Annotated in this window: 21 protein-coding genes; 14 read left to right on the plus strand and 7 right to left on the minus strand. The window is 66.3% G+C overall.

Going from position 1 to position 23,660, the window contains the following annotated elements:
- Positions 1 to 116: 116 nt before the first annotated feature.
- From C8C95_RS10765 to C8C95_RS10785, 5 genes are all read right to left on the minus strand, one after another.
- Positions 117 to 1,844: an acyl-CoA dehydrogenase family protein gene (locus tag C8C95_RS10765; protein ID WP_116748588.1), complete on the minus strand. Its 1,728-nt coding sequence runs from the start codon at positions 1,842 to 1,844 to the stop codon at positions 117 to 119.
- 124 nt (positions 1,845 to 1,968) lie between these two features.
- Complete coding sequence (locus C8C95_RS10770; protein WP_116748589.1) at positions 1,969 to 2,958, minus strand: Bug family tripartite tricarboxylate transporter substrate binding protein; 990 nt, start codon at positions 2,956 to 2,958, stop codon at positions 1,969 to 1,971.
- Between the two features lie 98 nt (positions 2,959 to 3,056).
- A complete protein-coding gene (locus tag C8C95_RS10775; RefSeq protein ID WP_056742222.1) occupies positions 3,057 to 3,821 on the minus strand; it encodes an SDR family NAD(P)-dependent oxidoreductase in 765 nt (254 codons plus the stop codon).
- A gap of 28 nt (positions 3,822 to 3,849) precedes the next feature.
- Entirely contained in the window at positions 3,850 to 5,727 is a 1,878-nt protein-coding gene (locus tag C8C95_RS10780) for a feruloyl-CoA synthase (protein WP_116748590.1), read from the minus strand.
- Positions 5,728 to 5,766: 39 nt separating this feature from the next.
- Positions 5,767 to 6,549, minus strand: coding sequence for a crotonase/enoyl-CoA hydratase family protein (locus tag C8C95_RS10785; RefSeq protein WP_060984553.1), 783 nt, complete (start codon positions 6,547 to 6,549; stop codon positions 5,767 to 5,769).
- 160 nt (positions 6,550 to 6,709) lie between these two features.
- On the opposite strand from C8C95_RS10785, the gene C8C95_RS10790 reads away from it, so the two are divergent.
- Positions 6,710 to 7,597, plus strand: a complete 888-nt coding sequence (locus C8C95_RS10790; RefSeq protein ID WP_116748591.1) for an amidohydrolase family protein — start codon at positions 6,710 to 6,712, stop codon at positions 7,595 to 7,597.
- A gap of 42 nt (positions 7,598 to 7,639) precedes the next feature.
- Here the strand turns inward: C8C95_RS10790 and C8C95_RS10795 are convergent, their stop codons facing one another.
- Positions 7,640 to 8,137 (minus strand): MarR family transcriptional regulator, encoded by a 498-nt coding sequence (locus C8C95_RS10795; protein WP_116748592.1) that lies wholly within the window; start codon positions 8,135 to 8,137, stop codon positions 7,640 to 7,642.
- Positions 8,138 to 8,319: 182 nt separating this feature from the next.
- Entirely contained in the window at positions 8,320 to 9,864 is a 1,545-nt protein-coding gene (locus C8C95_RS10800) for a YifB family Mg chelatase-like AAA ATPase (protein WP_116748593.1), read from the minus strand.
- A gap of 214 nt (positions 9,865 to 10,078) precedes the next feature.
- Here C8C95_RS10800 and C8C95_RS10805 point away from each other — a divergent pair, with 214 nt between their 5' ends.
- The 13 genes from C8C95_RS10805 (at position 10,079) to C8C95_RS10865 (ending at position 23,600) form a co-directional block, all read left to right on the plus strand.
- Complete coding sequence (locus C8C95_RS10805) at positions 10,079 to 10,789, plus strand: TorF family putative porin (RefSeq protein ID WP_056057222.1); 711 nt, start codon at positions 10,079 to 10,081, stop codon at positions 10,787 to 10,789.
- Between the two features lie 43 nt (positions 10,790 to 10,832).
- Entirely contained in the window at positions 10,833 to 11,171 is a 339-nt protein-coding gene (glnK, locus tag C8C95_RS10810) for a P-II family nitrogen regulator (RefSeq protein WP_015012094.1), read from the plus strand.
- A gap of 36 nt (positions 11,172 to 11,207) precedes the next feature.
- Positions 11,208 to 12,752 (plus strand): ammonium transporter, encoded by a 1,545-nt coding sequence (amt, locus tag C8C95_RS10815; RefSeq protein ID WP_116748594.1) that lies wholly within the window; start codon positions 11,208 to 11,210, stop codon positions 12,750 to 12,752.
- Positions 12,753 to 13,009: 257 nt separating this feature from the next.
- Positions 13,010 to 14,137, plus strand: coding sequence for a glycolate oxidase subunit GlcE (glcE, locus tag C8C95_RS10820; RefSeq protein ID WP_116748595.1), 1,128 nt, complete (start codon positions 13,010 to 13,012; stop codon positions 14,135 to 14,137).
- A 44-nt stretch (positions 14,138 to 14,181) separates the two neighbouring features.
- A complete protein-coding gene (locus C8C95_RS10825; protein ID WP_099732258.1) occupies positions 14,182 to 15,003 on the plus strand; it encodes a YoaK family protein in 822 nt (273 codons plus the stop codon).
- Between the two features lie 45 nt (positions 15,004 to 15,048).
- The gene (gene glcF / locus C8C95_RS10830) at positions 15,049 to 16,302 is read left to right on the plus strand and encodes a glycolate oxidase subunit GlcF (protein WP_116748596.1); all 1,254 of its coding nucleotides are present in this window, start codon (positions 15,049 to 15,051) and stop codon (positions 16,300 to 16,302) included.
- Between the two features lie 73 nt (positions 16,303 to 16,375).
- Positions 16,376 to 16,990, plus strand: a complete 615-nt coding sequence (locus tag C8C95_RS10835; RefSeq protein WP_116750244.1) for a cold shock domain-containing protein — start codon at positions 16,376 to 16,378, stop codon at positions 16,988 to 16,990.
- A gap of 92 nt (positions 16,991 to 17,082) precedes the next feature.
- The gene (locus C8C95_RS10840) at positions 17,083 to 18,036 is read left to right on the plus strand and encodes a ProQ/FINO family protein (RefSeq protein ID WP_233250368.1); all 954 of its coding nucleotides are present in this window, start codon (positions 17,083 to 17,085) and stop codon (positions 18,034 to 18,036) included.
- Positions 18,037 to 18,269: 233 nt separating this feature from the next.
- Positions 18,270 to 18,761 carry a GyrI-like domain-containing protein gene (locus C8C95_RS10845; protein ID WP_116748598.1) on the plus strand — a complete coding sequence of 164 codons (492 nt, stop codon included), beginning with the start codon at positions 18,270 to 18,272 and terminating at the stop codon, positions 18,759 to 18,761.
- Between the two features lie 22 nt (positions 18,762 to 18,783).
- Complete coding sequence (locus C8C95_RS10850) at positions 18,784 to 19,428, plus strand: glutathione S-transferase family protein (protein WP_116748599.1); 645 nt, start codon at positions 18,784 to 18,786, stop codon at positions 19,426 to 19,428.
- Positions 19,429 to 19,487: 59 nt separating this feature from the next.
- Positions 19,488 to 20,225: a YafY family protein gene (locus C8C95_RS10855; protein WP_116750245.1), complete on the plus strand. Its 738-nt coding sequence runs from the start codon at positions 19,488 to 19,490 to the stop codon at positions 20,223 to 20,225.
- 328 nt (positions 20,226 to 20,553) lie between these two features.
- Positions 20,554 to 23,103: a type VI secretion system tip protein TssI/VgrG gene (gene tssI / locus C8C95_RS10860; RefSeq protein WP_116748600.1), complete on the plus strand. Its 2,550-nt coding sequence runs from the start codon at positions 20,554 to 20,556 to the stop codon at positions 23,101 to 23,103.
- A gap of 65 nt (positions 23,104 to 23,168) precedes the next feature.
- The gene (locus tag C8C95_RS10865) at positions 23,169 to 23,600 is read left to right on the plus strand and encodes a DcrB-related protein (RefSeq protein ID WP_116748601.1); all 432 of its coding nucleotides are present in this window, start codon (positions 23,169 to 23,171) and stop codon (positions 23,598 to 23,600) included.
- The last annotated feature ends 60 nt before the right edge of the window (positions 23,601 to 23,660 follow it).

Genomic DNA, 23,660 nt, shown 5'->3' on the forward strand with positions numbered 1-23,660 from the left:
TAAAAGGTTCTGAACAGGTTCTCTAGAACCCGCAACGTGGCCTCAACACGCTGTGGGTGGGAGATGGGTGAAGCTTGTGTTTTGCTACTGAATCAGGAGCTGCTGGCGCATATGAATCATGCGCTTGCGGCCTCCTGCGGCCTGAATTCAAACGCCTGGGCAATGCGCTGGCGCAGGATGGTGGTGCGCAGGTCGAATTCGGGCAGCACCCACTGGGCGAAGGCCTGGGCGGGTGGGGTCCAGCGGTCTGTGGCAGCGGTGGACTGTTCCGCGCGGTGGGGGCGGGCGGCGCCGATCTGGGCCCAGGCCCATTCCAGCAGCACCAGCGCCACGGCGCGCAGGTAGTCGTCGGCCACCCAGTAGGGCAGTTCGGGGTCGGACTGGGCGGCAATCGCCAGGGTCTGCGTGATCTCCACCAGCGCATGGCGGCGCGCGCTGGCGGCGGCGCTGGGTGCTGCGCCGGGCAGTGTGGTCAGCAGCGTTGCCAGGCCTTGGCCGCCATCGGCCAGCACCTTGCGCACCAGCAGGTCGATGGCCTGGATCTCGTTGGTGCCCTCGTAGATCATGGCCACGCGCGCGTCGCGCACGATCTGCTCGATGCCCCATTCGCGTACATAGCCGTGGCCGCCAAACACCTGCAGGCAGGCGCTGGCGCCGTGAAAGGCCTGGTCGGTGAGCGCGGCCTTGAGCACGGGCGTGACCAGCGCGCACCAGCGCTGTGCGGCAGCGCGTTCGCCCGCGTCGGTGCTGTGTTTAGCCACATCCAGTTGCAGGGCGGTGTGGTAGGCCAGCACGCGGCCGCCGTCGATCCAGGCGCGCTGTGTGTGCAGGATGCGGCGGATGGCGGGGTGGTCTTGAATGAGGCTGGTGTCCTTGGCGCCGGGCGCGCGCATCTGGCGGCGCTCTGCGGCGTAGGCGCTGGCCTTTTGCCACGCGGCTTCCAGCAGGCCAATGCCTTGCAGGCCCACGTGCAGGCGGGCGGCGTTCATCATCACGAACATGGCGTTCAGGCCCTTGTTCGGCTCGCCCACCAGCCAGCCGGTGGCGTCGTCAAAGCGCATCACGCAGGTGGGGCTGCCGTGCAGGCCCATCTTTTCTTCGATGCGCTCGCAGACCACGGCGTTGCGGCTTCCATCCTGAAGCACCTTGGGCATCAGGAACAGCGACAGGCCCTTGGGCCCCGCCGGTGCGTCGGGCAGGCGCGCCAGCACCAGGTGCACGATGTTGTCGGTCAGGTCGTGTTCGCCGCCGGAGATAAAGATCTTGCTGCCGTTCACCCGCGCGCTGCCGTCGGGCTGGGGCACGCCGCGTGTGCGCACCATTCCCAGGTCGCTGCCTGCGTGGGCTTCGGTCAGGCACATGGTGGCCAGCCATTCGCCAGTGGCGACCTTCTCCAGGTACTGGGCCTTGAGTTCGTCGCTGGCGTGGTGCTTGATGCATTCGTACGCGCCGTGCAGCAGGCCGGGCGCCATGGTCCAGCCGTGGTTGGCACCGGCCAGCCATTCAAACAGCACACACTCCAGCACCGCAGGCAGGCCCTGGCCGCCATCGTCGGGTGCGCAAGACAGTGACGGCCAGCCGGCTTGCCAGAAGGCCTGGTACGCATCGCGAAAACCTGCGGGGGTGTGCACCTGCCCGCCGTCAAAGCGGCAGCCTTCTTCGTCGCCTCTGCGCTGCAGCGGGGCGATGGCGCTGTCCACAAACTTGGCCGCCTCGTCGAGCACCTGGGCCGCCAGGTCACCATCGGTATCCGCAAACGGCGCCAGGCCCTGCCAGCGCGTGGGCGCCTTCAGCACGGTGGTCAGCAGGTGCTGGATGTCGGCAAGGGTCTGGCGGGCTTGCATGAGTTGCTCTCTTATTAGTAGCTGTCTGCGCTTGATGGTTGGGCGCTAGCGGCTGTTTCTTCTATTTTTTGCCATGCGGCGGCCCGGACTGGGGTGCCAGTCCGGACCTGCGGCGCAGGGGAAATCAGGACTCTGCGGTGAAGCCGATCTTCTTGATCAGCGGGCCCCAGCTGTCGTACTCGGCCTTTTGCCAGCGGGCCTGTTCTTCAGGGGTGGAGCCGTGGGGCATCAGGCCCACGATGGCCAGGCTGTCAATGACCGACTTTTCCTTCAGCGCGGCGTTGATGGCGGCGTTGGCAGCAGCGATCACCGGCTTGGGCGTGGCGGCCGGGGCGTAGAAGCCGAACCATTCTTCGGTGGTCAGCTCAGGGAAGCCTTGCTCGGCAAACGTGGGCACGTCGGGCACGTACTGCGAGCGCTTGGGGCCCGAGGTGGCCAGGATGCGCAGCTTGCCTGCCTTGTAGTTGGCGATGAAGTCGCCGTGCGGCGTGACCATGGCAGCCACCTGGCCGCCCACCACGTCCGTCACGCCAGGGATGGAGCCACGGTAAGGCACGTGGCGCAGGTCCACACCGCTGTTGATGCCCAGCAGCGCACCCAGGAAGTGGGGCGTGGAGCCCGCGCCGGGCGAGCCGTAGCTGGCGTCCTTGGGGTTGGCCTTGGCCCAGGCCAGGAAGTCCTTCACGTTCTTCACGCTGGCGGGCACCATGGGGCCCACGGCCAGGCCGTGGTGCATGATGGCTGCGATCGACACGGGCGCGAAGTCCTTGTCGGTGTAGTTCATCTTGCTGTAGATGTGCGGGTAGTTGGCCAGGGCCGACACCTGTGCCACGGCCAGCACCGAGCCGTCTGCGGGCGCAGCTTTGAGCGTCTCCAGCGCAATGCGGCCGCCCGCGCCGGGCTTGTTTTCCACCACGCCAGGGTTCTTGCTGAACGCGCTGCCAGCCCACTTCTCGGCCACGCGGCGGGCCACGGTGTCGCCCGAGCTGCCGGCGGGGAAGCCGAAGTACACCTTCACCTGGTCCACCTGGGCATGGGCGGCAAAGGGGTGGAAGGCGCCCAGCGCGGCGCTGGCGCCAAGGGCCTGAACGAATTGACGGCGGGTGGTGGTCATGCTGATGTCTCCTGGTGTGTGTCTGACGGAAATCTCGGGGGTCAAGCTGGAGCGCTTTCGCGCCCTCTTGTTATTTACTGATGTGTGGCGCTGATCGTTTACCGGGGCGCCATGCGCAGGGCGCCATCCAGGCGAATGACTTCGCCGTTCAGGTGGCCGTTCGTCACGATATGGCAAGCCAGCTCGGCAAACTCTTCGGGTTTGCCCAGGCGTGGCGGGAAGGGGATGCTGGCCGCCAGCGACTGTTGCACGGCCTCGGGCAGCTCCTTCATCAGCGGCGTGGCAAACAGGCCGGGCGCCACGGTGCACACGCGGATGGCGTGTTGCGCCAGGTCGCGCGCCATGGGCAGCGTCATGCCGGCCAGGCCCGCCTTGGAGGCGCTGTAGGCCTGCTGGCCCACCTGGCCGTCAAAGGCGGCCACCGATGCGGTGAACATCATCACGCCGCGCTCGCCGTTGTCCAGCGTGGGCAGCTTGCTGCAGGCGGCGGCAAACAGGCGGCTCACGTTGTAGCTGCCGATGAGGTTGATGTTGATGACGCGCACGAAGTCTTCCAGCGGCGCGGCGCTGCCGTCGCGTTGCACCACGCGCTTGGCGCTGCCAATGCCGGCCACGTTCATGAGGATGCGGGCGGGGCCGTGGGCGGCAGCGGCCTTCTCCAGCGCGGCGGTCACGCTGGCGGCGTCGGTGATGTCGCAGGGGCAGGCAACGCCGCCAATGTCGGCGGCGACCTTTTCGGCCAGCTCGGCATTGCGGTCGAGCACGGCCACCTTGGCGCCCAGGCGGGCCAGTTCGCGTGCGGTGGCCTCGCCGAGGCCCGATGCGCCGCCGGTCACGAGGGCGGCTTGTCCTTGAATCTGCATGGTGGGTCTGTCCTGTTCGGGGTGGGGTTCAGGCGCCGGGCTTGAGGATGCCCGGTGCCGTGTCGTCGTGCAAGGCCGTGACGAGCGCATCGCGGTGCTTGAGCACGGCACGCTGGTTGACGGAGCCCTTGTCGGTGATCTCGCCCTTGTCGATGGAGGGTGGCTCGGCCATCAGCAGCGCACGGGCCACGCGGCTGGCGCTGCCCGTGGCTTCGCGGGCCAGCCCGTCCAGCACCGCCTCGATGCGCTGGCGCACGGCGGGGTGGGCCACTACGTCGGCCCAGGGGGCGTCCGGGCCCAGGCCGGCCACTTCGCGGCAGGCGGGGGAGGGGAACAGCAGGGCGCCCACTTCCTTCATGTTCAGGCCGGTGAGCACCACGTCCTGGATGTAGGGGGCGCCCGCCACGATGATCTTGGCGCGCATGGGGCCCACGCTCACGAAGGTGCCGGTGGAGAGCTTGAAGTCCTCGGCAATGCGGCCGTCAAACGCCAGGCCCCGGTGGATGTTGTTCTCGTCGATCCACTTCACGGCGTCGCCGGTGCACAGGTAGCCTTCGTCGTCAAACGCGTCGCGCGTGGCGGCGTCGGAGCGCCAGTAGCCGGGCGTGACGTTGGGGCCGCGGTAGCGCACCTCGGTCTTGCCGTCCACCTCCACCAGCTTGAGCACCATGCCGGGCACGGGCGCGCCGATGTGGCCGGAGCGCACGTCGGGGCTGTTGCAGAACATGGCCGAGGGGGCGGATTCCGTCATCCCCAGGCCCGTGCACATCACGATGCGCTCGCCAATGGCGGCCTCTTGCGTGGCGTGCAGGCTGTCCCACACGGGCTGGGCCAGGCCGGCGCCCGAGTAGAAGAACAGGCGCACGCGCGACAGCAGGTTGGCGCGCAGCTGGGCGTCGGTCTTCATGGCCTCGGCAATCATTTCAAAGCCGGTGGGCACGTTGAAGTACACCGTGGGTGCGATCTCGCGCAGGTTGCGCAGGGTCTCGCCAATCAGTGCGGCCGTCGGCTTGCCGTCGTCGATGTACAGCGTGCCGCCATGCATCATCGTGAGGCCGAAGTTGTGGTTGCTGCCGAAGGTGTGGTTCCACGGCAGCCAGTCCACCAGCACGGGCGATGCCTCGGCCAGCACCGGCAGCGACAGCGAGATCTGCTGCAGGTTGGCGCACCACATGCGCTGGGTGTTGATGACCGGCTTGGGCATCTTGGTGGAGCCGCTGGTGAACAGGAACTTCACGATGGTGCCGGGGCCGGTGGCGTGCATGGCCGCGTCCACCGCCGGGGTGGCGGTGGTGTGGCGCAGGCTCTGGAAGGTGCCGGCCTTGCGGCCCTCCAGCGCGCCCTGGGCCAGGATCACTTCGACATCGGCCGCCACGGTGGCTGCGATGGCCTTGCCGTAGCGTGCGCCGTCGGCGGCAAACACCAGGCCGGGGGTGAGGGTGTCGATGACGTGGCGCAGCTTGTCGTAGTCCTGGCTCACGGTGGCATAGGCGGGCGACACGGGGCAGTAGGGAACACCGGCGTAGATGCAACCCAGCGCCAGCAGGGCGTGCTCGACGGTGTTCTCGCTCAGCACCACCACCGGGCGCTCTGCGTTCAAGCCCCGGTCCAGCAGGGCCTGGCCGATGCTGCGCGCGGCGTCGAGCGCCTGGGCGTAGCTCACATGCTGCCAGTCACCCGTCTTGCCACCGGGCAGCTGTTCGCGGCGTGCCAGAAAGCTGTGGTCGGGCGTGGTCTCTGCCCAGTGCACCAGGTAGTCCGTCACGCGGCGCGCAAAGGCGCCCAGGGGCAGGTCCGCCTGCAGGTAACGCACGCCCGGTGCACCGTCACGCAGGCTGACGCGGGTCACGCCGAAGGTCACGGGGCGGTAGCGGGCCGGGGCGGTGGGGGTGGAGAGGTCGCTCATAGGGATTCCAGCAGGGGCAAGGGGTGACTGGGGGCGGGCTCAGTCCTTGCGGACCTTGGCGGCGCGGCCTTCCAGGAAGTCGGCGAGGCGGGACTTGGCTTCGGGCGCGCTCTGGGCGATGGCCGCCATCATGGCTTCGGTGAAGAAGCCCTGGTCGGCGGGCTGCTCGGAAATGCGGGGCAGGGCGTGCATCAGCGCGTAGTTGGTCAGCGGGGCGTTCTGCGCCACCCGCACGGCCAGCTCGAAGGCCTTGGCAAAGGCCTGGCCTTCGGGTACGAGGTACTGCGCAAAGCCGACCTTTTCGCCGTCCTGCGCGTTGTAGACGCGGCCGGTGAGCATCATGTCCGTCATGCGCGCAGCGCCGATGAGCTTGGGGATGCGCACCGCGCCGCCGCCGCCCACGAAGATGCCGCGCGAGCCTTCGGGCAGCGCGTAGAAGGTGGATTCGTCGGCCACGCGGATGTGGCAGGCGCTGGCCAGCTCCAGCCCGCCGCCCACCACGGCGCCGTGCAGCGCAGCGATGACCGGCACGGGGCCGTACTGCACACGCTCCAGCGCGGCGTGCCACATGCGCGAGTGGTGCAGGCCCTGGCCGGCGTCGCGCTCTTTGAGCTCCGACAGGTCCAGCCCGGCGCAGAAATGGGGGCCGTCGCCATCGATGACGGCCGCGCGCACGGTGCTGGGCATTTTCTCGAACAGGTCGCGCAGCGCGAGGATCAGGCCGTCGTTCAGCGCATTGCGCTTGGCCGCGCGGGTCAGGCGGATCACGGCCACTTCCTGGTGGTCGCCGCGCAGCTCGAAATGGATGTCTGGATGGGTCATAGAGGCTTTCGTGTTGGTTGAATTGTGGTTATAGTTCATAACCAATTCAAGCAAGCCAAGCCCGTTTTTTATTGGTGTTTACCCTTGATCTGCGTCACGCGCCGTGGCGCATGCTGGGGGTTTGACGCTGCACCGGCGGGCGCCAACCCAGGAGACACGCATGGACCACGCCAATCTGATCGCCATCGACATCCACACCCACGCCGAGGTGAGCTGCTGGAACCCGTTTGAGAACTACGGCGAGGAGTACGACCGCGCCGCCGACAAGTACTTCAAGAACGGCCGCCGCCCCACCATTGCCGAGACGGTGGCCTACTACCGCGAGCAGAAGATTGGCCTGGTGATGTTCACCGTGGACGCCGAGTCCAAGATGGGCCGCCGCCGCATCCCCAACGAAGAGATCGCCGAGGCCGCCAAGGCCAACAGCGACATGATGACGGCCTTCGCCAGCATCGACCCCCACAAGGGCAAGATGGGCGCGCGCGAGGCCCGCCGCCTGATCGAGGAGTTCGGCATCAAGGGCTTCAAGTTCCATCCCACGGTGCAGGCCTACCACCCCTACGACAAGATGGCCTGGCCTATCTATGAGGTGATCGCCGAATACGGCATGCCCGCCATCTTTCACACCGGCCACAGCGGCATTGGCAGCGGCATGCGCTGCGGCGGCGGCCTGCGGCTGGAGTACAGCAACCCCATGCACCTCGACGATGTGGCCATCGACTTCCCTGACATGCAGATCGTCATGGCCCACCCCAGCTTTCCGTGGCAGGACGAGGCGCTGTCGGTCGCCACGCACAAGCCCAATGTCTGGATCGACCTGTCGGGCTGGAGTCCCAAGTATTTTCCGAAGCAGCTGGTGCAGTACGCCAACACGCTGCTGAAGGACCGCGTGCTGTTCGGCAGCGACTACCCGCTGATCACCCCCGAGCGCTGGATGAAGGACTTCCAGGAAGCGGGCTTCAAGCCCGAGGTGATGCCCGGCATCCTGAAGGGCAACGCGGTGCGCTTGCTGGGGCTGGACAAGGCCCCGGCAGCGCCGGCCGCCTGATACGCATCCGGGCCTCTTGTGGCCGGCTGAGCGGCCGCTGGATCAGTCGTAGACTTTTTGCAGCAGCCGGATCAGCGTCTTGCGCTCGGCCGCCGTCAGGCGGTTGGTGGCGTCTTCTTCCAGTTGCGCGGCCGTCTGCTCGGCCTGCGCCGTCAGTTCCACCCCGGCGGGCGTCAGGTGCACGCCCATGGCGCGCCCATCGCTCGGGTGTGGGCGCCGCTCGATCAGGCCGCGCCGTTCCAGCGCCGCAATCAAGCCCACCATGTTGGGCGGCAGCACGCTGAGCGTGGCGCACAGCTGGCGCGAGGTGATGCCCGGGTTGTGCGCCACCAGCGACAGCACCGAGAAATCCACCACCTTCAGGTCGTACACGGCCATGCGTTCCATGAACACGGCAATGATGGACAGCGCCGCGCGCCGCGTGTTGTAGCCCACCAGCGTGCGCAAAAAGCCGGTGTCCACGGGCTCGTTGGCGGGGGCTGCGGTGTCTGTGGGGGCGGGGGCCGACGGGGATTTCTTGGGGGAGCGGACGCTGGACATGGGGGGAGATTGTGCCGGGCGCCCGGGCCCCTGCGGCCGGTGCGCAGCGCCCGCTGGGTGCTGCGCACCCTCTTTTTGATCAAAATCAGCCGCAGGCGCTGGTGATACATGCGCCAGGTGCTATCAATTTGATATCTGCCTCCGTCAAGGTGCTGATGTGTCTCAAGGGCCGCCAGCGTTACTCACACCGGGCTGCGCAGTACGCGGCGGTATTGCACGGCCTCGGCTACGTGGCTGACCTCGGTGGTGGGCGCGCCCGCGAGGTCGGCGATGGTGCGCGCCACCTTCAGCGCCCGGTGCGTGCTGCGGGCCGACCAGCCCAGGCGCGCGGCAGCGGTGTTGAGGAACTTGGCGGCCGCATCGTCCAGGTGCAGGTGGGCGTCGATGGCCTGCCCCTGCAGCGCCTGGTTGGTGCTGCCCTGGCGCGCCAGCGCCTTGGCGCGGGCCTGCTCCACCCGGGCGCGGATGCTGGCGGTGGACTCGCCCGCAGCCGCCTGCACCAGCTGCGCGGCGGGCAGGGCGGGCACCTCCACATGCAGGTCGATGCGGTCCAGCAGCGGGCCGCTGAGCTTGGCCTGGTAGCGGTGCACCTGGTCGGGCGTGCAGCGGCAGGCGCGCTGCGTGGAGCCCAGAAAGCCGCAGGGGCACGGATTCATCGCCGCGATCATCTGGAACCGGGCCGGAAACTCCGCGCGTTGCGCTGCCCGGGCGATGGTGATGTGGCCGGTCTCTAGCGGCTCGCGCAGAGCCTCTAGCGCAGCGCGGGGGAATTCCGGGAGTTCATCAAGGAAGAGCACGCCCTGGTGGGCCAGCGAGATCTCGCCCGGCCGGGGTGGCGAGCCACCGCCCACCAGCGCCACCGCGCTGGCCGTGTGGTGGGGCTGGCCGGTGGGGCGCACGCCAAAAGCCTCGGGCCGAAAGCGCCCAGCCAGGCTGGCAATGGCGGCGCTCTCCAGCGCTTCATCCACCGTCATCGCGGGCAGCAGCCCGGCAAAACGCTGCGCCAGCATCGACTTGCCCGAGCCAGGTGGCCCGGCCATCAGCAGGCTGTGGCCGCCAGCCGCTGCAATCTCCAGCGCGCGCTTGGCGCCCGCCTGGCCCTTCACGTCGGCCATGTCGGGCCCGGTGGTGCTGGCGGTGAGCGCGGTGGCCTGCAGGCGGGTCCAGCCGTCGTTGGCCACATCGGCATCGCCACCGGCCGTGCTGCCGGGTGGCAGGAACGCCCGCACCACATCCAGCAGGTGCCGCGCACGCACCACGCGCGCGGCGGGCACCAGGGCGGCCTCTTCGGCGCTGCCGGGCGGCAGCACCAGCTGAGCGTCAATCTGCTGGGTCTGCAGCGCCAGGCTGGTGGCCAGCGCACCGCGCACCGGGCGCAACTCGCCCGACAGTGACAGCTCGCCCGCAAACTCGTAGCCCGCCAGGCGGCTGGCGTCCACCTGCCCGCTGGCGGCGAGGATGCCCAGGGCGATGGGCAGGTCAAAGCGGCCCGAGTCCTTGGGCAAATCCGCAGGCGCGAGGTTGACGGTAATGCGCTTGTTGGTCGGGAACTCCAGCCCTGCGTTCTGCAGCGCCGAGCGCACGCGCTCGCGGGCTTCTTTCACCTCCACCTCGGCCAGCCCGACCAGCGTGAAGCTGGGCAAACCGTTGGCCAGATGCACTTCGACGGTGACTGCGGGCGCCTGCAGCCCCAGAAGGGCGCGGCTTTGCACCAAAGCAAGACTCATGAAGCGATTTCTCCCCAGATGGGTGCGTTTTGTGGTTTTTTAGCGCGACCCGTTGGGTGTCTGCACCAGTTGGGTGCAACATGCCGGACGCGGTCACCGCCACTGTACTGGGGATTGTTGTAACGCAACGCAACCGTGCAGCGCGCCGTGCACCTTGGTGTGGCACGGTCCGTGCTTAAAGCGCTTGTCCCTACTTTGTCCAACCGGAGGAAACATGACCCGCGCCATCATCAAGACCCTGGGCGTTGCCCTTGTTGCAACCCTTCCCATGCTGGCCAGCGCCCAGCTCACCGCCAACGTCAGCCTGACCACGAACTACAAGTTCCGTGGCCAGGACCAGGACACGTCCAAGGTCAAGGCCGTCAAGCCCGCACTGCAAGGCGGCTTTGACTACACCTTCGGCGAAACCGGCTTCTACGTGGGCAACTGGAACTCCAGCGTCAACTGGCTGTCCGGCAACTCGCTCGAATCCGACATCTACGGCGGCTACAAGTTCAAGGCCGGTGACGTGGACCTGGACGTGGGCCTGCTGACCTACATCTACCCCGGCAACAGCGCGGGCAACACCACCGAAGTCTATGGCGCTGCCACCTTCGGCCCCGTGACGGCCAAGTACTCGCACACCCTGTCCAAGGACTACTTTGCCTACGCAGGTCCTGGCATGAAGGGCCGCAACACCGGCTACCTGAACCTGGCGTTTGCCCAGGAAGTGGCCCCCAGCACCACGCTGAAGGCATCGGTCGGTTTCACCCGCTTTGGTGGTGACATCACCGCCCCCAACTTCATGGACTACAGCCTGGGCGGCTCGTACGACTTCGGCGGCGGCGTGTCCCTCGGCGCTGCCGTGGTCGGCGCCACCAAAAAGGCCTTCTACGGCCCGGTCAACAAGTCGCGCGTGATCGTCACGCTCACCAAAACCCTGTAAGTCTCAATGGGCGCCGGCGGCGCCCATTCCGGAGGAACTGAAAATGAAAATGGTGACAGCCATCATCAAGCCCTTCAAGCTCGACGAAGTGCGCGAAGCGCTCTCCGACATCGGCGTGCAAGGCATCACGGTGACCGAAGTCAAGGGCTTTGGCCGCCAAAAGGGCCACACCGAGCTGTACCGCGGTGCAGAGTACGTGGTGGACTTTCTTCCCAAGGTCAAGATCGAGGCCGCCGTGGCCGACGACCTGGTGGACCGCGTGATCGAGTCCATCGAGACCGCAGCGCGCACCGGCAAGATCGGTGACGGCAAGATTTTCGTGACCCACCTGGAGCAGGTGGTGCGCATCCGCACTGGCGAAACCGGCAAGGAAGCCCTGTAAGGGCGAGGCCGCATCCCATCCAAGAAGAGAAACGCCATGAAAAAACTGCTTGCTTCCTTCATTCTGGGGCTGAGTCTGCTATCCGGCGGATCGGCTGTCCTCGCCCAGGCGCCCGCCACGGCAGAGGCATCGGCACCCGCTGCGGCTGCACCAGCGGCTGAAGCCCCTGCCCCTGCCGCAGCGGCTGCACCGGCGGCTGCTGCCGCCGCTGCGCCTGCTGCGCCCGCCGCAGAAGCGCCTGCTCCTGTCCCCAACAAGGGTGACACCGCGTGGATGATGACCTCCACCATCCTCGTGATCCTGATGGTCCTGCCTGGCCTGGCGCTGTTCTACGGCGGCCTGGTGCGCAGCAAGAATATGCTGTCCGTGCTGATGCAGGTGATGGTCACGTTCTCGCTGATCGTGGTGCTGTGGTTCATCTACGGCTACAGCCTGGCCTTCACCGAAGGCGGTGCCTTCATCGGTGGTTTCGACCGGCTGTTCATGAAGGGCATCTGGGACAACGCCGCAGGCACGTTTGCCAACGCTGCCACGTTCAGCAAGGGTGTCGTGATTCCGGAAGTGGTGTTTGCCGCCTTCCAGGCCACGTTCGCCGGCATCACCTGCGCCCTGATCGTCGGTGCGTTCGCTGAGCGCATCAAGTTCAGCGCCGTCATGCTGTTCATGGTCCTGTGGTTCACGTTCAGCTACCTGCCGATCGCCCACATGGTGTGGTTCTGGATGGGTCCTGATGCCTACGCCTCCAAGGAAGTGGCCGACGCCATGACCAGCAAGGCCGGCCAGATCTGGCAGTGGGGTGCTCTGGACTTCGCTGGCGGTACCGTGGTGCACATCAACGCCGCTGTGGCGGGCCTGGTGGGTGCGTTCATGGTGGGCAAGCGCATTGGTTACGGCAAGGAAGCCATGGCGCCTCACAGCCTGACGCTGACCATGGTCGGTGCCTCGCTGCTGTGGGTGGGCTGGTTCGGCTTCAACGCCGGCTCTGCCCTGGAAGCCAACGGTTTTGCAGCCCTGGCCTTCATCAACACGCTGGTGGCTACCGCTGCTGCCGTGCTGGCATGGTGCATGGGTGAAGCGCTGATGCGCGGCAAGGCTTCGATGCTGGGTGCAGCGTCGGGTGCTGTGGCGGGCCTGGTGGCCATCACGCCGGCTGCCGGCAACGTCGGTATCGGCGGTGCGCTGGTCATCGGTCTGGTGGGTGGTTTTGCCTGCCTGTGGGGTGTCAACGGCCTCAAGAAGCTGCTGGGTGCAGACGACTCGCTCGATGTGTTCGGCGTGCACGGCATCGGCGGTATCGTGGGTGCGCTGCTGACCGGCGTTTTCAACGCCCCTGGTCTGGGTGGCCCCGGCTTCGTGGCGGACTGGGTGACGGCGACCGGCGTGACGGCTGCTGACTACTCCATCGCTGCCCAGGTGTGGACACAGGCCAAGGCCGTGCTGCTGACCATCGTGTGGTCGGGCGTGGTGTCCTTCGTGGCCTACAAGGTAGTTGACCTGACGGTGGGCCTGCGTGTCTCGGAAGAAGACGAACGCGAAGGTCTGGACATCACCTCGCACGGCGAAACGGCGTACAACCGCTGATCGCTCTGCGCCCTACGCGCCGCGGTGTCTGGTGGCACCGTGGCGTCGCAATAAGAACAAGCGAGTTACTCCTCTGGTTACTTCAGCCCGCCGACCACCGGCGGGCTTTTTTCGTACCGGTGGGTGACGCGTGTGGGACTGGCGCGCCAGGGGGCCAAAGGCCCTATGGCATCCGCCAGTCCTTTGCACGTCCGCTGTTCAAAAAATTCACGCCCCCTGCATGCCGTGCGGCGGACCGCTGCCGCTACGATGCACGGATGGACTTTTCCCTCGCCCCGATCACTGAGCGCGTGCGCGCTGCCGCTGCCGACCAGACCCCGTTGCGCATCCGTGGCGGGGGCACCAAGGACTTCCATGGCCTGGCGCTGCACGGCGAGGTGCTGGACACCCGGGTGCTGCGTGGCATCGTGAGCTACGAGCCCAGCGAGCTGGTCGTCACCGTGCGGGCCGGCACCCCGCTGGCCGAGCTGGAGGCCGCGCTCGCCGAGCAGGGCCAGTGCCTGCCTTTTGAACCCCCGCATTTCGCCAAGCCCCTTTCGGGCGCTGCCACCGTGGGCGGCATGGTGGCGGCCGGCCTGTCGGGCCCGGCGCGCGCCAGCGTGGGGGCGGTGCGTGACTACCTGCTGGGCGTGACCCTGCTCAACGGCAAGGCCGAGCTGCTCACCTTCGGCGGCCAGGTCATGAAGAACGTGGCGGGCTATGACGTGGCGCGCCTCATGGCCGGTGCCTGGGGCACGCTGGGCCTGCTGACCGAAGTGAGCCTCAAGGTGCTGCCCGTGGCGCCCGGCGAGGCCACGCTCCGGTTCGAGGGCATCAACCAGGCCGACGCCCTGCGCAAGCTGCACGCCTGGGGCGGCCAGCCGCTGCCCCTCAACGCCAGCTGCTGGGTGCAGGATCAGGGCGTGGGCACGCTCTATGTGCGCCTGCGCGGCGCCGTGGCGGCAGTGGAGGCCGCGTGCAAAACCATGGGTGGCACGTGCATGGACAACGCCACCGTGGCCGCTGACTGGACCGCCTGCCGCGAGCAGACCCTGCCGTGGTTCACCGACCGGGCCACGCGCCCTGACCACGCCCTATGGCGCCTGTCGGTGCCCGCCACCGCGCCGGTGCTGGCTTTGCCCGGCGGCGTGCAGCCCCTGGTGGAATGGCATGGGGCGTTGCGCTGGGTGCAGGCCCCCGAGTCCGCCGGCGACGCGCTGCGCGAAGCCGTCCGGGCAGTGGGTGGGAGTGCTTCTCTTTTTGTAGCTGCTGAGGCAAATAAATCCGGCGCCAGCGGTGCTTTTGACTTGCAATCCAAGGCGCTGGAGCAAATCCACGCCCGCCTCAAGCACAGCTTTGACCCTGCCGGCATCTTCAACCCCGGCCGCATGGCGCGGGCCTGGTAGGCAAGCCAACCCCCTCCTTTACAGCCACCACCGCCACCCTGGCCATGCGACGCCTTTTTCACCTCACCGGACACCACCGCACGGTTGCGAGCAACCAGGTGCTGGGCCTGCTGCTGGCGTTCAACGCCGGGGCGGTGAACGCCGGGGGGTTTCTGGTGGTGCACCTCTACACCTCGCACATGACGGGTTTCCTGTCGTCGCTGGCCGACAACCTGGTGCTGGGGCAGATGAAGCTGGTGCTGGGCGCCGTGGGCGCGCTCTGGGCCTTCATGTCGGGGGCGGGCACCACGGCCATCATGGTCAACTGGGCGCGCCAGCGCAGGCTGCGTAGCACCTACGCGCTGCCGCTGCTGCTGGAGTCCGTGCTCATGCTGCTGTTTGGCCTGGTGGGCGCCATCACCCTCAGCTGGCCCACGCCTTTTGCGGTGCCACTCACGGTGCTGCTGCTGTCCTTCATCATGGGCCTGCAGAACGCCACGGTGACCAAGATGTCCTCGTCCCAGATCCGCACCACCCACATGACGGGCGTGGTGACCGACCTGGGCATCGAGATGGGCAAGATGCTCTACTGGAACCGCACGGGCACTGCGCCCGAATCGCAGGTGCGTGCCAACCAGGCCCGGCTGCGGCTGTTTGCCGGGCTGGTGGGCATGTTTCTGGTGGGCGGCATTGCGGGGGCTGCGGGCTTCAAGCACGTGGGCTTTGTGTTTGTGGTGCCGCTGGCGCTGGTGCTGCTGGCCCTGTCGCTGCCACCGCTGTGGGCCGACCGCGCCAGGCTGCGCCGCCCCTTGCGCAAGCCCTCGGCGCCGGCCGCGCCGGGCGACCCCAGCCTGGCCCCGCCAGCGGACCCCCCGGCCGCGCGCTGACCAACCTCCGCCGAAATTTTTGTCTCTTCGCCCAGGCTGCACCCCATGCAAACCCAGCTCTCCCCCGAATACCGCGCCCGCGCCGATGGCCTGGAGGCCGAATCCATCCTGCGCAAATGTGTGCACTGCGGCTTTTGTACCGCCACCTGCCCCACCTACCAGCTGCTGGGTGACGAGCTGGATGGCCCGCGCGGCCGCATCTACCTCATCAAGCAGGTGCTCGAAGGCGCCGAGCCCACGCGCAAGACCCAGATGCACCTGGACCGGTGCCTCACCTGCCGCAACTGCGAAAGCACCTGCCCGAGCGGCGTGCAATACGGCCACCTGGTGGACATCGGTCGCAAGATCGTCGATGAAAAAGTGCCCCGCCCCGTGGGCGAAAAAGCCCTGCGTTGGGCGCTGAAGGAGGGCCTGCCTTCGCCGCTGTTCGCTCCTGCCATGAAGGCAGGACAAATGGTGCGCGGCCTGCTGCCCGAGGCGCTGAAGGCCAAGGTGCCCGCACTGCAGGCCGCTGGCGCCTGGCCCACGCGTGAGCATGCGCGCAAGGTGCTCATGCTGGCGGGCTGCGTGCAACCGGCCATGATGCCGAACATCAACACGGCCACCGCCCGCGTGCTCGACGCGGTAGGCATCCAGACCGTGATCGCATCCAAGGCGGGCTGCTGCGGCGCCGTCAAATTCCACCTCAACGACCAGGCTGGCGGCATGGCAGAGATGCGCGCCAACATCGACGCCTGGTGGCCGCTGGTGGACGCAGGTGGGGTCGAGGCCATCGTCATGAACGCCTCGGGCTGCGGCGTCACCGTCAAGGAATACGGCCACATCCTGAAGGACGATGCGGTATACGCGGCCAAGGCCGAGCGCATCAGCGCCCTAACGCGCGACCTGTCGGAGCTGCTGCCCGCCATGCTGCCCGAGCTGGCCACCAAACTGCAGGGCAGGGTCAACCAGCCTGACACCCTGTACGCCTACCACCCCCCTTGCACGCTGCAGCACGGCCAGAAGCTGCGCGGCGGGGTGGAGGCGCACCTGAACCAGCTGGGCTTCAAGCTGCGCACCGCACGCAACGATGCCCACCTGTGCTGTGGCTCGGCAGGCACCTATTCGGTGTTCAACCCCGACCTGTCCTACCAGCTGCGCGACCGCAAGCTGGGTGTGCTCGGCGAGGCCTTCGGCAACCAGCCGCCCGACATGATCCTGTCGGCCAACATCGGCTGCATCACCCATCTGCAAAGCGGCACGGAGACGCCTGTGCGGCACTGGGTGGAGGTGCTGGACGAGGCGCTATTGGGGCAGTGACCTCGCAGCCTCGGGGCTGGCCGTGTGACCAGCCGCTACCATGGCGCCCCAACCAGCCAAGAAAGGGGAGGCCATGCGCTTCGAGGGGACGCTGACGCGGTGGAACGATGACCGGGGTTTTGGCTTCATCACGCCTACCCCTGCGGGCCAGGATGTGTTTGTGCACATCTCTGCATTTGCGCGCGACGGCCTGCGGCCGCAACTGAATGAAGCGCTGAGTTTCGAGATCTCGCTGAACAAGGATGGCAAGAAGCAGGCGGTTCGGGTGCGCCGTGACCGGCCCGCCCTGGTTTCGCCTACCGCTGCCCCGCCCCGTGCGCGCCGCGACATCGACCGCGAGTCCCCTGAATCCAGAGGGCTGCCCACACGCATCGTTGTCTTTGTGGTGGCCTGCGCGCTTCTGGCTGGGGCCTACTGGCACTTTGACCGGCGTACGCAGCGAGCTGCTGTGGCCCGTTCAGAAGCGGCGGCGCAGGCTCTGGAGGCACCACAGCAGCGCGCCCCCGCCGCCCCGGCGCAAACATTGACCACCTTGTATCGCTGTGACGGTCGCCAATACTGCTCGCAGATGACATCTTGCTCCGAGGCCAAGTTCTTCCTGCAGAACTGCCCTGGGACCAAGATGGACGGGAACGGCGACGGCGTTCCCTGTGAGCAGCAGTGGTGCACCCATCCGCTTGCAAAGTAGCTCGCTTGCCAAGGCCGTTTGGCTGCTGTACCCCCAACACTGGCATGATCGAGGGCTTTGTCGTCTCTCATTTGCCCCCGAACTGCACCGCCATGACCGACTCCGTGTCCGCACAAGAACAACCCCAAACCGCACCCGTCGCGCCCGTAGCGCCTGCCGCTCCCCAGGCAGCGCCTGTGCCGACCGAGGCTGCTGCGGTCGCTGTGGCGGCCTCTGAACCTGCTGCGTTGGCCGAAGCCGGCGCGCCCCAGCGGCGCCAGGACGGCTCGCGCCGGGGTGGCCGCAACCGCCGCAAACCCGAAGGGCGCCAGGCGCCGCAGGGCCGTGCAAGCGCCGACGGTGCGGCAGACGCTGCAGCGCCCGCAGGTGGCCCGGGCGCAGGCACGCGCGCGCCGCAGCGCGTGCACCCCGCGCTGGAGCAGCTGGCAGGGCTCTACCCCCACCTGTTTGGCGCCGTGTTCCGTCCGCTCAAGCGCGGCATCTTCCAGGACATCCTGGCGGCCCACCCGGAGCTGTTCGAGCGCGAGGCGCTCAAGGTGGCGCTGGGCCTGCACACCCGCTCCACGCGCTATCTGCAAAGCGTGGCGGCAGGCGATAAGCGCCACGACCTGCAGGGCCAGCCTGTGGAAGACATGGCCCCCGAGCATGTGCACCATGCGCTGCTGGAGGTCTACCGCCGCAAGAAGGCGCGCGCCACCGAAGACCTGCTGCCCAAGCTGCGCAACCGCATGATGGCTGCGTTCGAGGCCTCGGGCCTCACGCGCGAGGCATATACCCAACTGGTGTTGAGCCGCGACGAAGCCGCCAACGCCATCCTCGAAGAAGCCTTTGCCGAATGGTCGGCCCGCAACGCCAAGGATGAAGCCTTGCTGCGCGCCTTTGAGGCCAGCGGCCAGACCCTGGACGCCTTTGCCGATATGTACGGCATGGTGCCCCGCACGGTGGGGCAGCAGCTGGAGCGCGCCCGCCGGCGGGCGGCTGCTGCAGCGGCTGCGGTATCTGCTGCTCCCGCCGTAGAGCCTGGCGACTCCGCCGCCGCAGCCTGACCGGCCCGTGCTGAGTGGGGGCGGCACAACGCTCCCTCTGCCCTCGCTTGTCATGGCGTGCTGGCAGCGGTTTCCGTCATCGGCTCGTCGGCCGAGATGGGGCCCTGCGGCGTGGCTCCGTCTGCGTCGGCGCGTGTCACGGCTTGTTGCAACGCTGCAGACACACTACTGACACCATGTTGTCAGCAGCCGGGCTGCACCATGCCGGGCCCGACACAGAGAGGAGCTTGACCATGACAGCAACCCCCACCCTGACCCCGGTTGCCGCGTTTCATGTCACTGGACTGACAGTACGCACCCGCAACCGCGACGAGATGGACCCCGCCACCGCCCGCATTGGAGGTCTCTGGGACCGCTTTTTCAGCCAGAGCTGGGAGCGCAACCTGCCCGGCCGTGGTGAGGATGGCCGCATCTTCGGCGTCTACAGCGGCTACGAATCCGACGAACATGGCGCCTTTGATGTCACCGCTGGTGTGGCCGTGCCACCGCCCGTCACCTCGGTGCCAGGGGCTGTGCAGATCGCGGTGCAGGCGGGCGACTATCTGGTGTTCCACGGCCACGGCACAATGCCGCAGATGGTGATCGATGCCTGGGGCGAGGTCTGGCGCTACTTTGCGGCCCATCCGCAAGTGCCACGGCGCTTTGGCACCGATTTCGAGCTGTATGAAGGCCCGGACCGCGTGGCCATCCATATCGGCATCGCCCCCAGTGCGCCCCGCGCATGACCTGAACGAACCAGGAGCCTCCATGAACACATCTTCTGCCGCCCTGACGTTCTACACCCATCCCATGTCCCGAGGCCGTACCGCGCGCTGGATGCTGGAAGAGTGTGGTGTGCCCTACGACACCGTGCTGCTTGAATACGGCACCACCATGAAGGCTCCCGACTACCTGGCCATCAACCCCATGGGCAAGGTGCCTGCACTGCGGCACGGACAGGTGGTGGTTACCGAGGTGGCGGCCATCTGCGCCTACCTGGCCGACCTGTTCCCCGACAAATCGTTGGCGCCCCCTGTGGGCACGCCTGCACGCGCTGCGTATTACCGCTGGCTGTTCTTTTGCGCCGGCCCGCTGGAGAGCGCCGCCACTGCCAAGGCGCTGAACCTGCTGGCACCCGCCGAACGGGCGGCCATGGTGGGCTACGGCAGCTACGCCGATGTGATGAACACCCTGGAGCAAGCCGTGAGCCAGGGGCCGTACCTCTGCGGCGACCATTTCACCGCAGTGGACCTGTACGTGGGCGCGCACCTGATCTGGGGCATGCAGTTCGGCACCATCGAACGCCGCCCCGCGTTCGAGCGGTATGCGCAGCCGTTCATGCAGCGCCCCGCGTTCGTGCGCGCTGCCCAGATCGACGATGCGCTGGTGCAGCAGAGCAAAGGCCATGGCTGAGTTTTGCGACCTGATACGGCCCAAGCGGTCGGCGGCAGCCCATCCCCTGGGCCATGGTCATGCGCCGCGCTGACCGCCTGTTCCAGATCGTCCAGCTCATCCGGGGGCGGCGCCTGTCCACCGCCGCCTTCCTGGCCGAGCGGCTCGAAGTCTCGGCCCGTACCATCTACCGCGACGTGGCGGACCTCCAGCACCAGGGCGTGCCCATTGAGGGCGAAGCCGGTGTCGGCTACCGCCTGGGCGCGGGCTTTGACCTGCCGCCGCTGATGTTCAGCCAGGGCGAAGCCAATGCCCTGGTGGCGGCGGCACGCCTGGCCCAGGCCTGGCTGGACGCCGGCCTGGCCCGCGAGGTGGAGATGGCGCTGGGCAAGATCCTGTCCGTGCTGCCCCCCGCCGCGCGCGTGGCTGCCGAGGCCCAGGCCCTGTATGCCCCGCCCGTCGGTTTGGACCCGCGCGCCCAGGCCACCCTGCAAGCCCTGCGCGAGGCAGTGCACAGCCGCCACGTGGTGCAGGTGGACTATGCCGACGTCAACGGCCGCCCCAGCCTGCGCCGCCTGCGCCCGCTGGGCTGCTTTTACTGGGGCAAGGTCTGGACACTGTCGGCCTGGTGCGAGCTGCGCAATGACTTTCGGGGTTTTCGCATCGACCGCATTTCTTCCATCACCGTGCTGGACGAGCAGTTCCGGCAGGAGCCCGGCAAGACCCTGGCGGACTTGCTGCGCAAGGTGGAGGGGGAGATGGAGGGGAGAGTGGTGGAGGGGGGTGATCCTCCAGCGGCGCCGTCGGCAATGGCCTGATGCCGTGCCTCCAATCGTTTTCGATGCCGAGCTCATCCTTGGCAGAAATGTCGTGGCAAAGCGCCTCGCGATGATCCTGATGGGCGGCCTGCTGCAAATGACATGAGCCTTGTTTCAAAAAGAGTTGGACAGGAGTTGTTCATTACCACAGGTGCCTTTGCCGATTTTCTTTCTGTTGCAAGATGTCTTGAAGATTCCTGATTGGTAACCGAAGTTACTTTTTGCGTTAATTTCGCCGTATTAACGGCGCCTTCTGTCAAAAGAAAATACCTGCCTGCAGCTATCATCCGCCGCACTTTGCACTCATCGGCCGGACAGTCTGCAGCACATGAAACGTCGCGTCACCATTCAAACGCCTCTGGGCGACCAGCTCAAATTCAGGCAACTCCAGGGTATCGAAGAGATCAGCCAACTCTTCACCCTGGACGTGGACTTGCTGAGTGAGAGCAAAAGTGTGGATCCCAAGGCGTTGTTAGGCAAAAACGCCACCATCGTTGTAGAAACGGAGGGCGGTGGCACCCGCCATATCGACGGCATCGTCACCCGGTTTGGCATGCAGGGGCAAGACCACCGCATGTACTCCTACCGGGCGCGGCTCAGCCCCTGGCTCTGGCTGGCAACCCGTAAAAGCGATTTCAAAATATTTCAGAACAAAACTGTTCCAGAAATCATTGAAGAAGTTCTGGGTAAATATGGTTATCCCCTCGATAAAAAGCTGACGCGTAGTTATCGTGCCTGGGATTATTGCGTTCAATACAACGAAACTGATTGCCAGTTTGTTTCTCGCCTCATGGAGCATGAGGGTATTTATTATTACCACCAGCATTCAGCAGGACAACACACGCTCACGCTGGCGGACGACATTGTGGCGTCGCACAACCCTTTGCCAGACGCAGCCTCAATCCCCTTTTATCCCCCTGAAAAAGCAGCCATCGCTGATCGCGAAAGCGTCTATGCGTGGGAGTTGGCGGAGGAAATCAAACCGGGTCGGCATTACAACGACGACTACGACTTCAAGAAGCCCAAGGCAGATTTGTCGAACATGCGCAAAGATCCCCCGGGCCACGCGCATGACAGCCACGAGATCTACGAGTGGCCCGGTGGCTATACCGAATATGGAGATGGCGAGGCGTATGTGAAGGTGCGCCTGCAGGAGAACCTGACTCGCCAAAGCGTCGTACAAGGTAAATCCAGCTGCCGCGCGCTCACCCCCGGCTACACCTTCAACCTGGAAAACTACCCGCGCGAAGACCAGAACCAGCAGTACCTCATCACCTCGGTGCAATACCATTTTCAGGAGAACCCTGAGGTCAGCAGCGTAGCCAAGCCCACGCCTAAAACCACCAAGGATGAGGTGGGGTCCATTCAACGGTTTGTACTGAAGGCGCAACCCACCAGTTTGCCGTTCACCCCACCCCGGGTCACGCCCAAGCCCCGCAGCCAGGGCCCCCAGACGGCCGTGGTGGTGGGCCCACCCGGTGAGGAAATCTGGACCGACAAATACGGACGTGTGAAGGTGCAGTTCCACTGGGACCGCGTTGGCTCCATGGACGAGAACTCCAGCTGCTGGATCCGTGTGTCGCACCCGTGGGCGGGCATGAAGTACGGCGGCATCTTCACGCCGCGCATCGGCCAGGAAGTCATCGTGGACTTCCTCAACGGCGACCCCGACTACCCCATCATCACTGGCCGCGTCTACAACGCAGACCAGATGCCACCGTGGGAGCTGCCCAAGCACAAGACGCAGTCCGGCTTCCAGACCAACTGGAGCAAAGGCGGCGGCGGCAAGCACATGCTGCGGTTTGAAGACCAAAAGGGCATCGAGCACATCGAGCTCTCCACCGACCATGGCAATACGCACCTGCACATGGGTTACCTGATGAACCAAAGCACCGAGGCCAAGCGCAGCTATGGCTTTGAGCTGCGCACCAATGAGTGGGGTGCCATCCGGGCGGACAAGGGGCTGCTGATCACGACGTATACGCAGGATTTCAAGCAGAAGCTGGCGCACGACAACCCGGACGGCTTCGACGGCCTGGGTGAAGGCCTGGCCAACACGGCTTCGCTGATGGAGGAAGCAGGCGAGGCCGTCGCCGCCATGAACGGTGCCATCGAAGCCATCAATGGCCTCAAGACATCGCACATGATGGAGCTGAGTTCGGGAATCGCCGCGATGACCGGTGGCAAGGCTGCCATGGCCACCTTGTCGAAAGCGGCAGCTGCCATTGCTGCGCTCGCCGGCGACGGAGGTGGGGTTGGTGCAGGGGCCGAAACGCTCATGCCCACGAATACCGACCCGGCGATGCCGCAGTCACAGGCGCTACGAGAGCTGTCCAAGGACATCAGCAAGCCGGTGGTTTCCATCGTGAGCCCCGAAGGGCATTCGATGATCAGCCCCAAGCCCATCGTGATCAGCTCCGGGCAGAGCGCCTCCATGCATGCCAAGCAGCACATCACGCTGTCCAGCGGCGCGCAACTCACCCAACTGGCCAAGAGCGGCATGCTGACCCACGTGTCCGAAGGTGGTCAGCGCAACACCGTGTCCAAGGGCGACATCGCTTCGGAAGCCCAGACTGGCAACATGAACCTCACCGCCCAGCAGAACATCACCCTGGCTTCCAAGCAGGACACCGCCACCGTCGTCGGTGACCAGAACGTGAACATCCAGGCCACGAAGGATTCCGTGCTGGTGAAGGCGGCCAAGCACATCAGGTTGCAGGCGGGCGAGAGCATTACGCTGACCATCGGCGAGGGAGAAGGCGTCGCTTCGCTCAAGCTCACCGACAAAGGCGAAGTCGTCATCAAGGGCAAGAACGGCCTGATCAAGCTGAGCGAGTTGCTGGACGTTCACGGGGCGCCTATCCAGCTCAACTGCTGAATCAACCCCCTGCGCAGCGGATTTTTTCGCCAGTACGACTGCCATCACCACCAAAGAACCTTCGCATGCAATTCCACCTCAACGAAGGCAGCTTCACGCTGCCCGACGGCCTTCGGGACAACAGCATGAACATGCTGCTGACGGGCCACAGTGGCCTCGATCTGAGCCTGATCATCACTCGGGACAGGCTGGAGCCTGGCGAATCCTTCGACGCCTTCGTCGACCGCCAGATCAAGGCGGTGACACTTCAGGTCAGCAAGTTTTCCATCCAGGAAAAACACGCGCAGAAGGCTCCCGACCGGGACGACACCATTGCCGTGGAACTTGCCCAGCAGTTCACGCAGAACGGTCAGGTCATCCACCAGCGGCAACGCACGTGGCTGCTGCCCGACGCCGCCAGCGTGCTGGTGCTCACGGCGGCGTCTGCCGCGCCCATCACCGACGCACAGAAGAAAGCCTGGCTGGCCATCTGTGCAAGCTTCCAGCCGCGCCACTGAACCTGGCAGCGCCGGGTTGCGAGCCCGCGTCCCGCGAGCCGCTCCGACGCACATCGACGG

It is taken from the genome of Acidovorax sp. 99 (assembly GCF_003096455.1).
GTDB lineage: Bacteria > Pseudomonadota > Gammaproteobacteria > Burkholderiales > Burkholderiaceae_C > Acidovorax > Acidovorax delafieldii.

Bases quoted from the DNA above. Each gene is read 5' to 3' on its own strand.
- C8C95_RS10765 (WP_116748588.1), bottom strand. From the start codon at position 1,844: ATGCAAGCCCGCCAGACCCTTGCCGACATCCAGCACCTGCTGACCACC.
- C8C95_RS10770 (WP_116748589.1), bottom strand. From the start codon at position 2,958: ATGACCACCACCCGCCGTCAATTCGTTCAGGCCCTTGGCGCCAGCGCC.
- C8C95_RS10775 (WP_056742222.1), bottom strand. From the start codon at position 3,821: ATGCAGATTCAAGGACAAGCCGCCCTCGTGACCGGCGGCGCATCGGGC.
- C8C95_RS10780 (WP_116748590.1), bottom strand. From the start codon at position 5,727: ATGAGCGACCTCTCCACCCCCACCGCCCCGGCCCGCTACCGCCCCGTG.
- C8C95_RS10785 (WP_060984553.1), bottom strand. From the start codon at position 6,549: ATGACCCATCCAGACATCCATTTCGAGCTGCGCGGCGACCACCAGGAA.
- C8C95_RS10790 (WP_116748591.1), top strand. From the start codon at position 6,710: ATGGACCACGCCAATCTGATCGCCATCGACATCCACACCCACGCCGAG.
- C8C95_RS10795 (WP_116748592.1), bottom strand. From the start codon at position 8,137: ATGTCCAGCGTCCGCTCCCCCAAGAAATCCCCGTCGGCCCCCGCCCCC.
- C8C95_RS10800 (WP_116748593.1), bottom strand. From the start codon at position 9,864: ATGAGTCTTGCTTTGGTGCAAAGCCGCGCCCTTCTGGGGCTGCAGGCG.
- C8C95_RS10805 (WP_056057222.1), top strand. From the start codon at position 10,079: ATGACCCGCGCCATCATCAAGACCCTGGGCGTTGCCCTTGTTGCAACC.
- glnK (WP_015012094.1), top strand. From the start codon at position 10,833: ATGAAAATGGTGACAGCCATCATCAAGCCCTTCAAGCTCGACGAAGTG.
- amt (WP_116748594.1), top strand. From the start codon at position 11,208: ATGAAAAAACTGCTTGCTTCCTTCATTCTGGGGCTGAGTCTGCTATCC.
- glcE (WP_116748595.1), top strand. From the start codon at position 13,010: ATGGACTTTTCCCTCGCCCCGATCACTGAGCGCGTGCGCGCTGCCGCT.
- C8C95_RS10825 (WP_099732258.1), top strand. From the start codon at position 14,182: ATGCGACGCCTTTTTCACCTCACCGGACACCACCGCACGGTTGCGAGC.
- glcF (WP_116748596.1), top strand. From the start codon at position 15,049: ATGCAAACCCAGCTCTCCCCCGAATACCGCGCCCGCGCCGATGGCCTG.
- C8C95_RS10835 (WP_116750244.1), top strand. From the start codon at position 16,376: ATGCGCTTCGAGGGGACGCTGACGCGGTGGAACGATGACCGGGGTTTT.
- C8C95_RS10840 (WP_233250368.1), top strand. From the start codon at position 17,083: ATGACCGACTCCGTGTCCGCACAAGAACAACCCCAAACCGCACCCGTC.
- C8C95_RS10845 (WP_116748598.1), top strand. From the start codon at position 18,270: ATGACAGCAACCCCCACCCTGACCCCGGTTGCCGCGTTTCATGTCACT.
- C8C95_RS10850 (WP_116748599.1), top strand. From the start codon at position 18,784: ATGAACACATCTTCTGCCGCCCTGACGTTCTACACCCATCCCATGTCC.
- C8C95_RS10855 (WP_116750245.1), top strand. From the start codon at position 19,488: ATGCGCCGCGCTGACCGCCTGTTCCAGATCGTCCAGCTCATCCGGGGG.
- tssI (WP_116748600.1), top strand. From the start codon at position 20,554: ATGAAACGTCGCGTCACCATTCAAACGCCTCTGGGCGACCAGCTCAAA.
- C8C95_RS10865 (WP_116748601.1), top strand. From the start codon at position 23,169: ATGCAATTCCACCTCAACGAAGGCAGCTTCACGCTGCCCGACGGCCTT.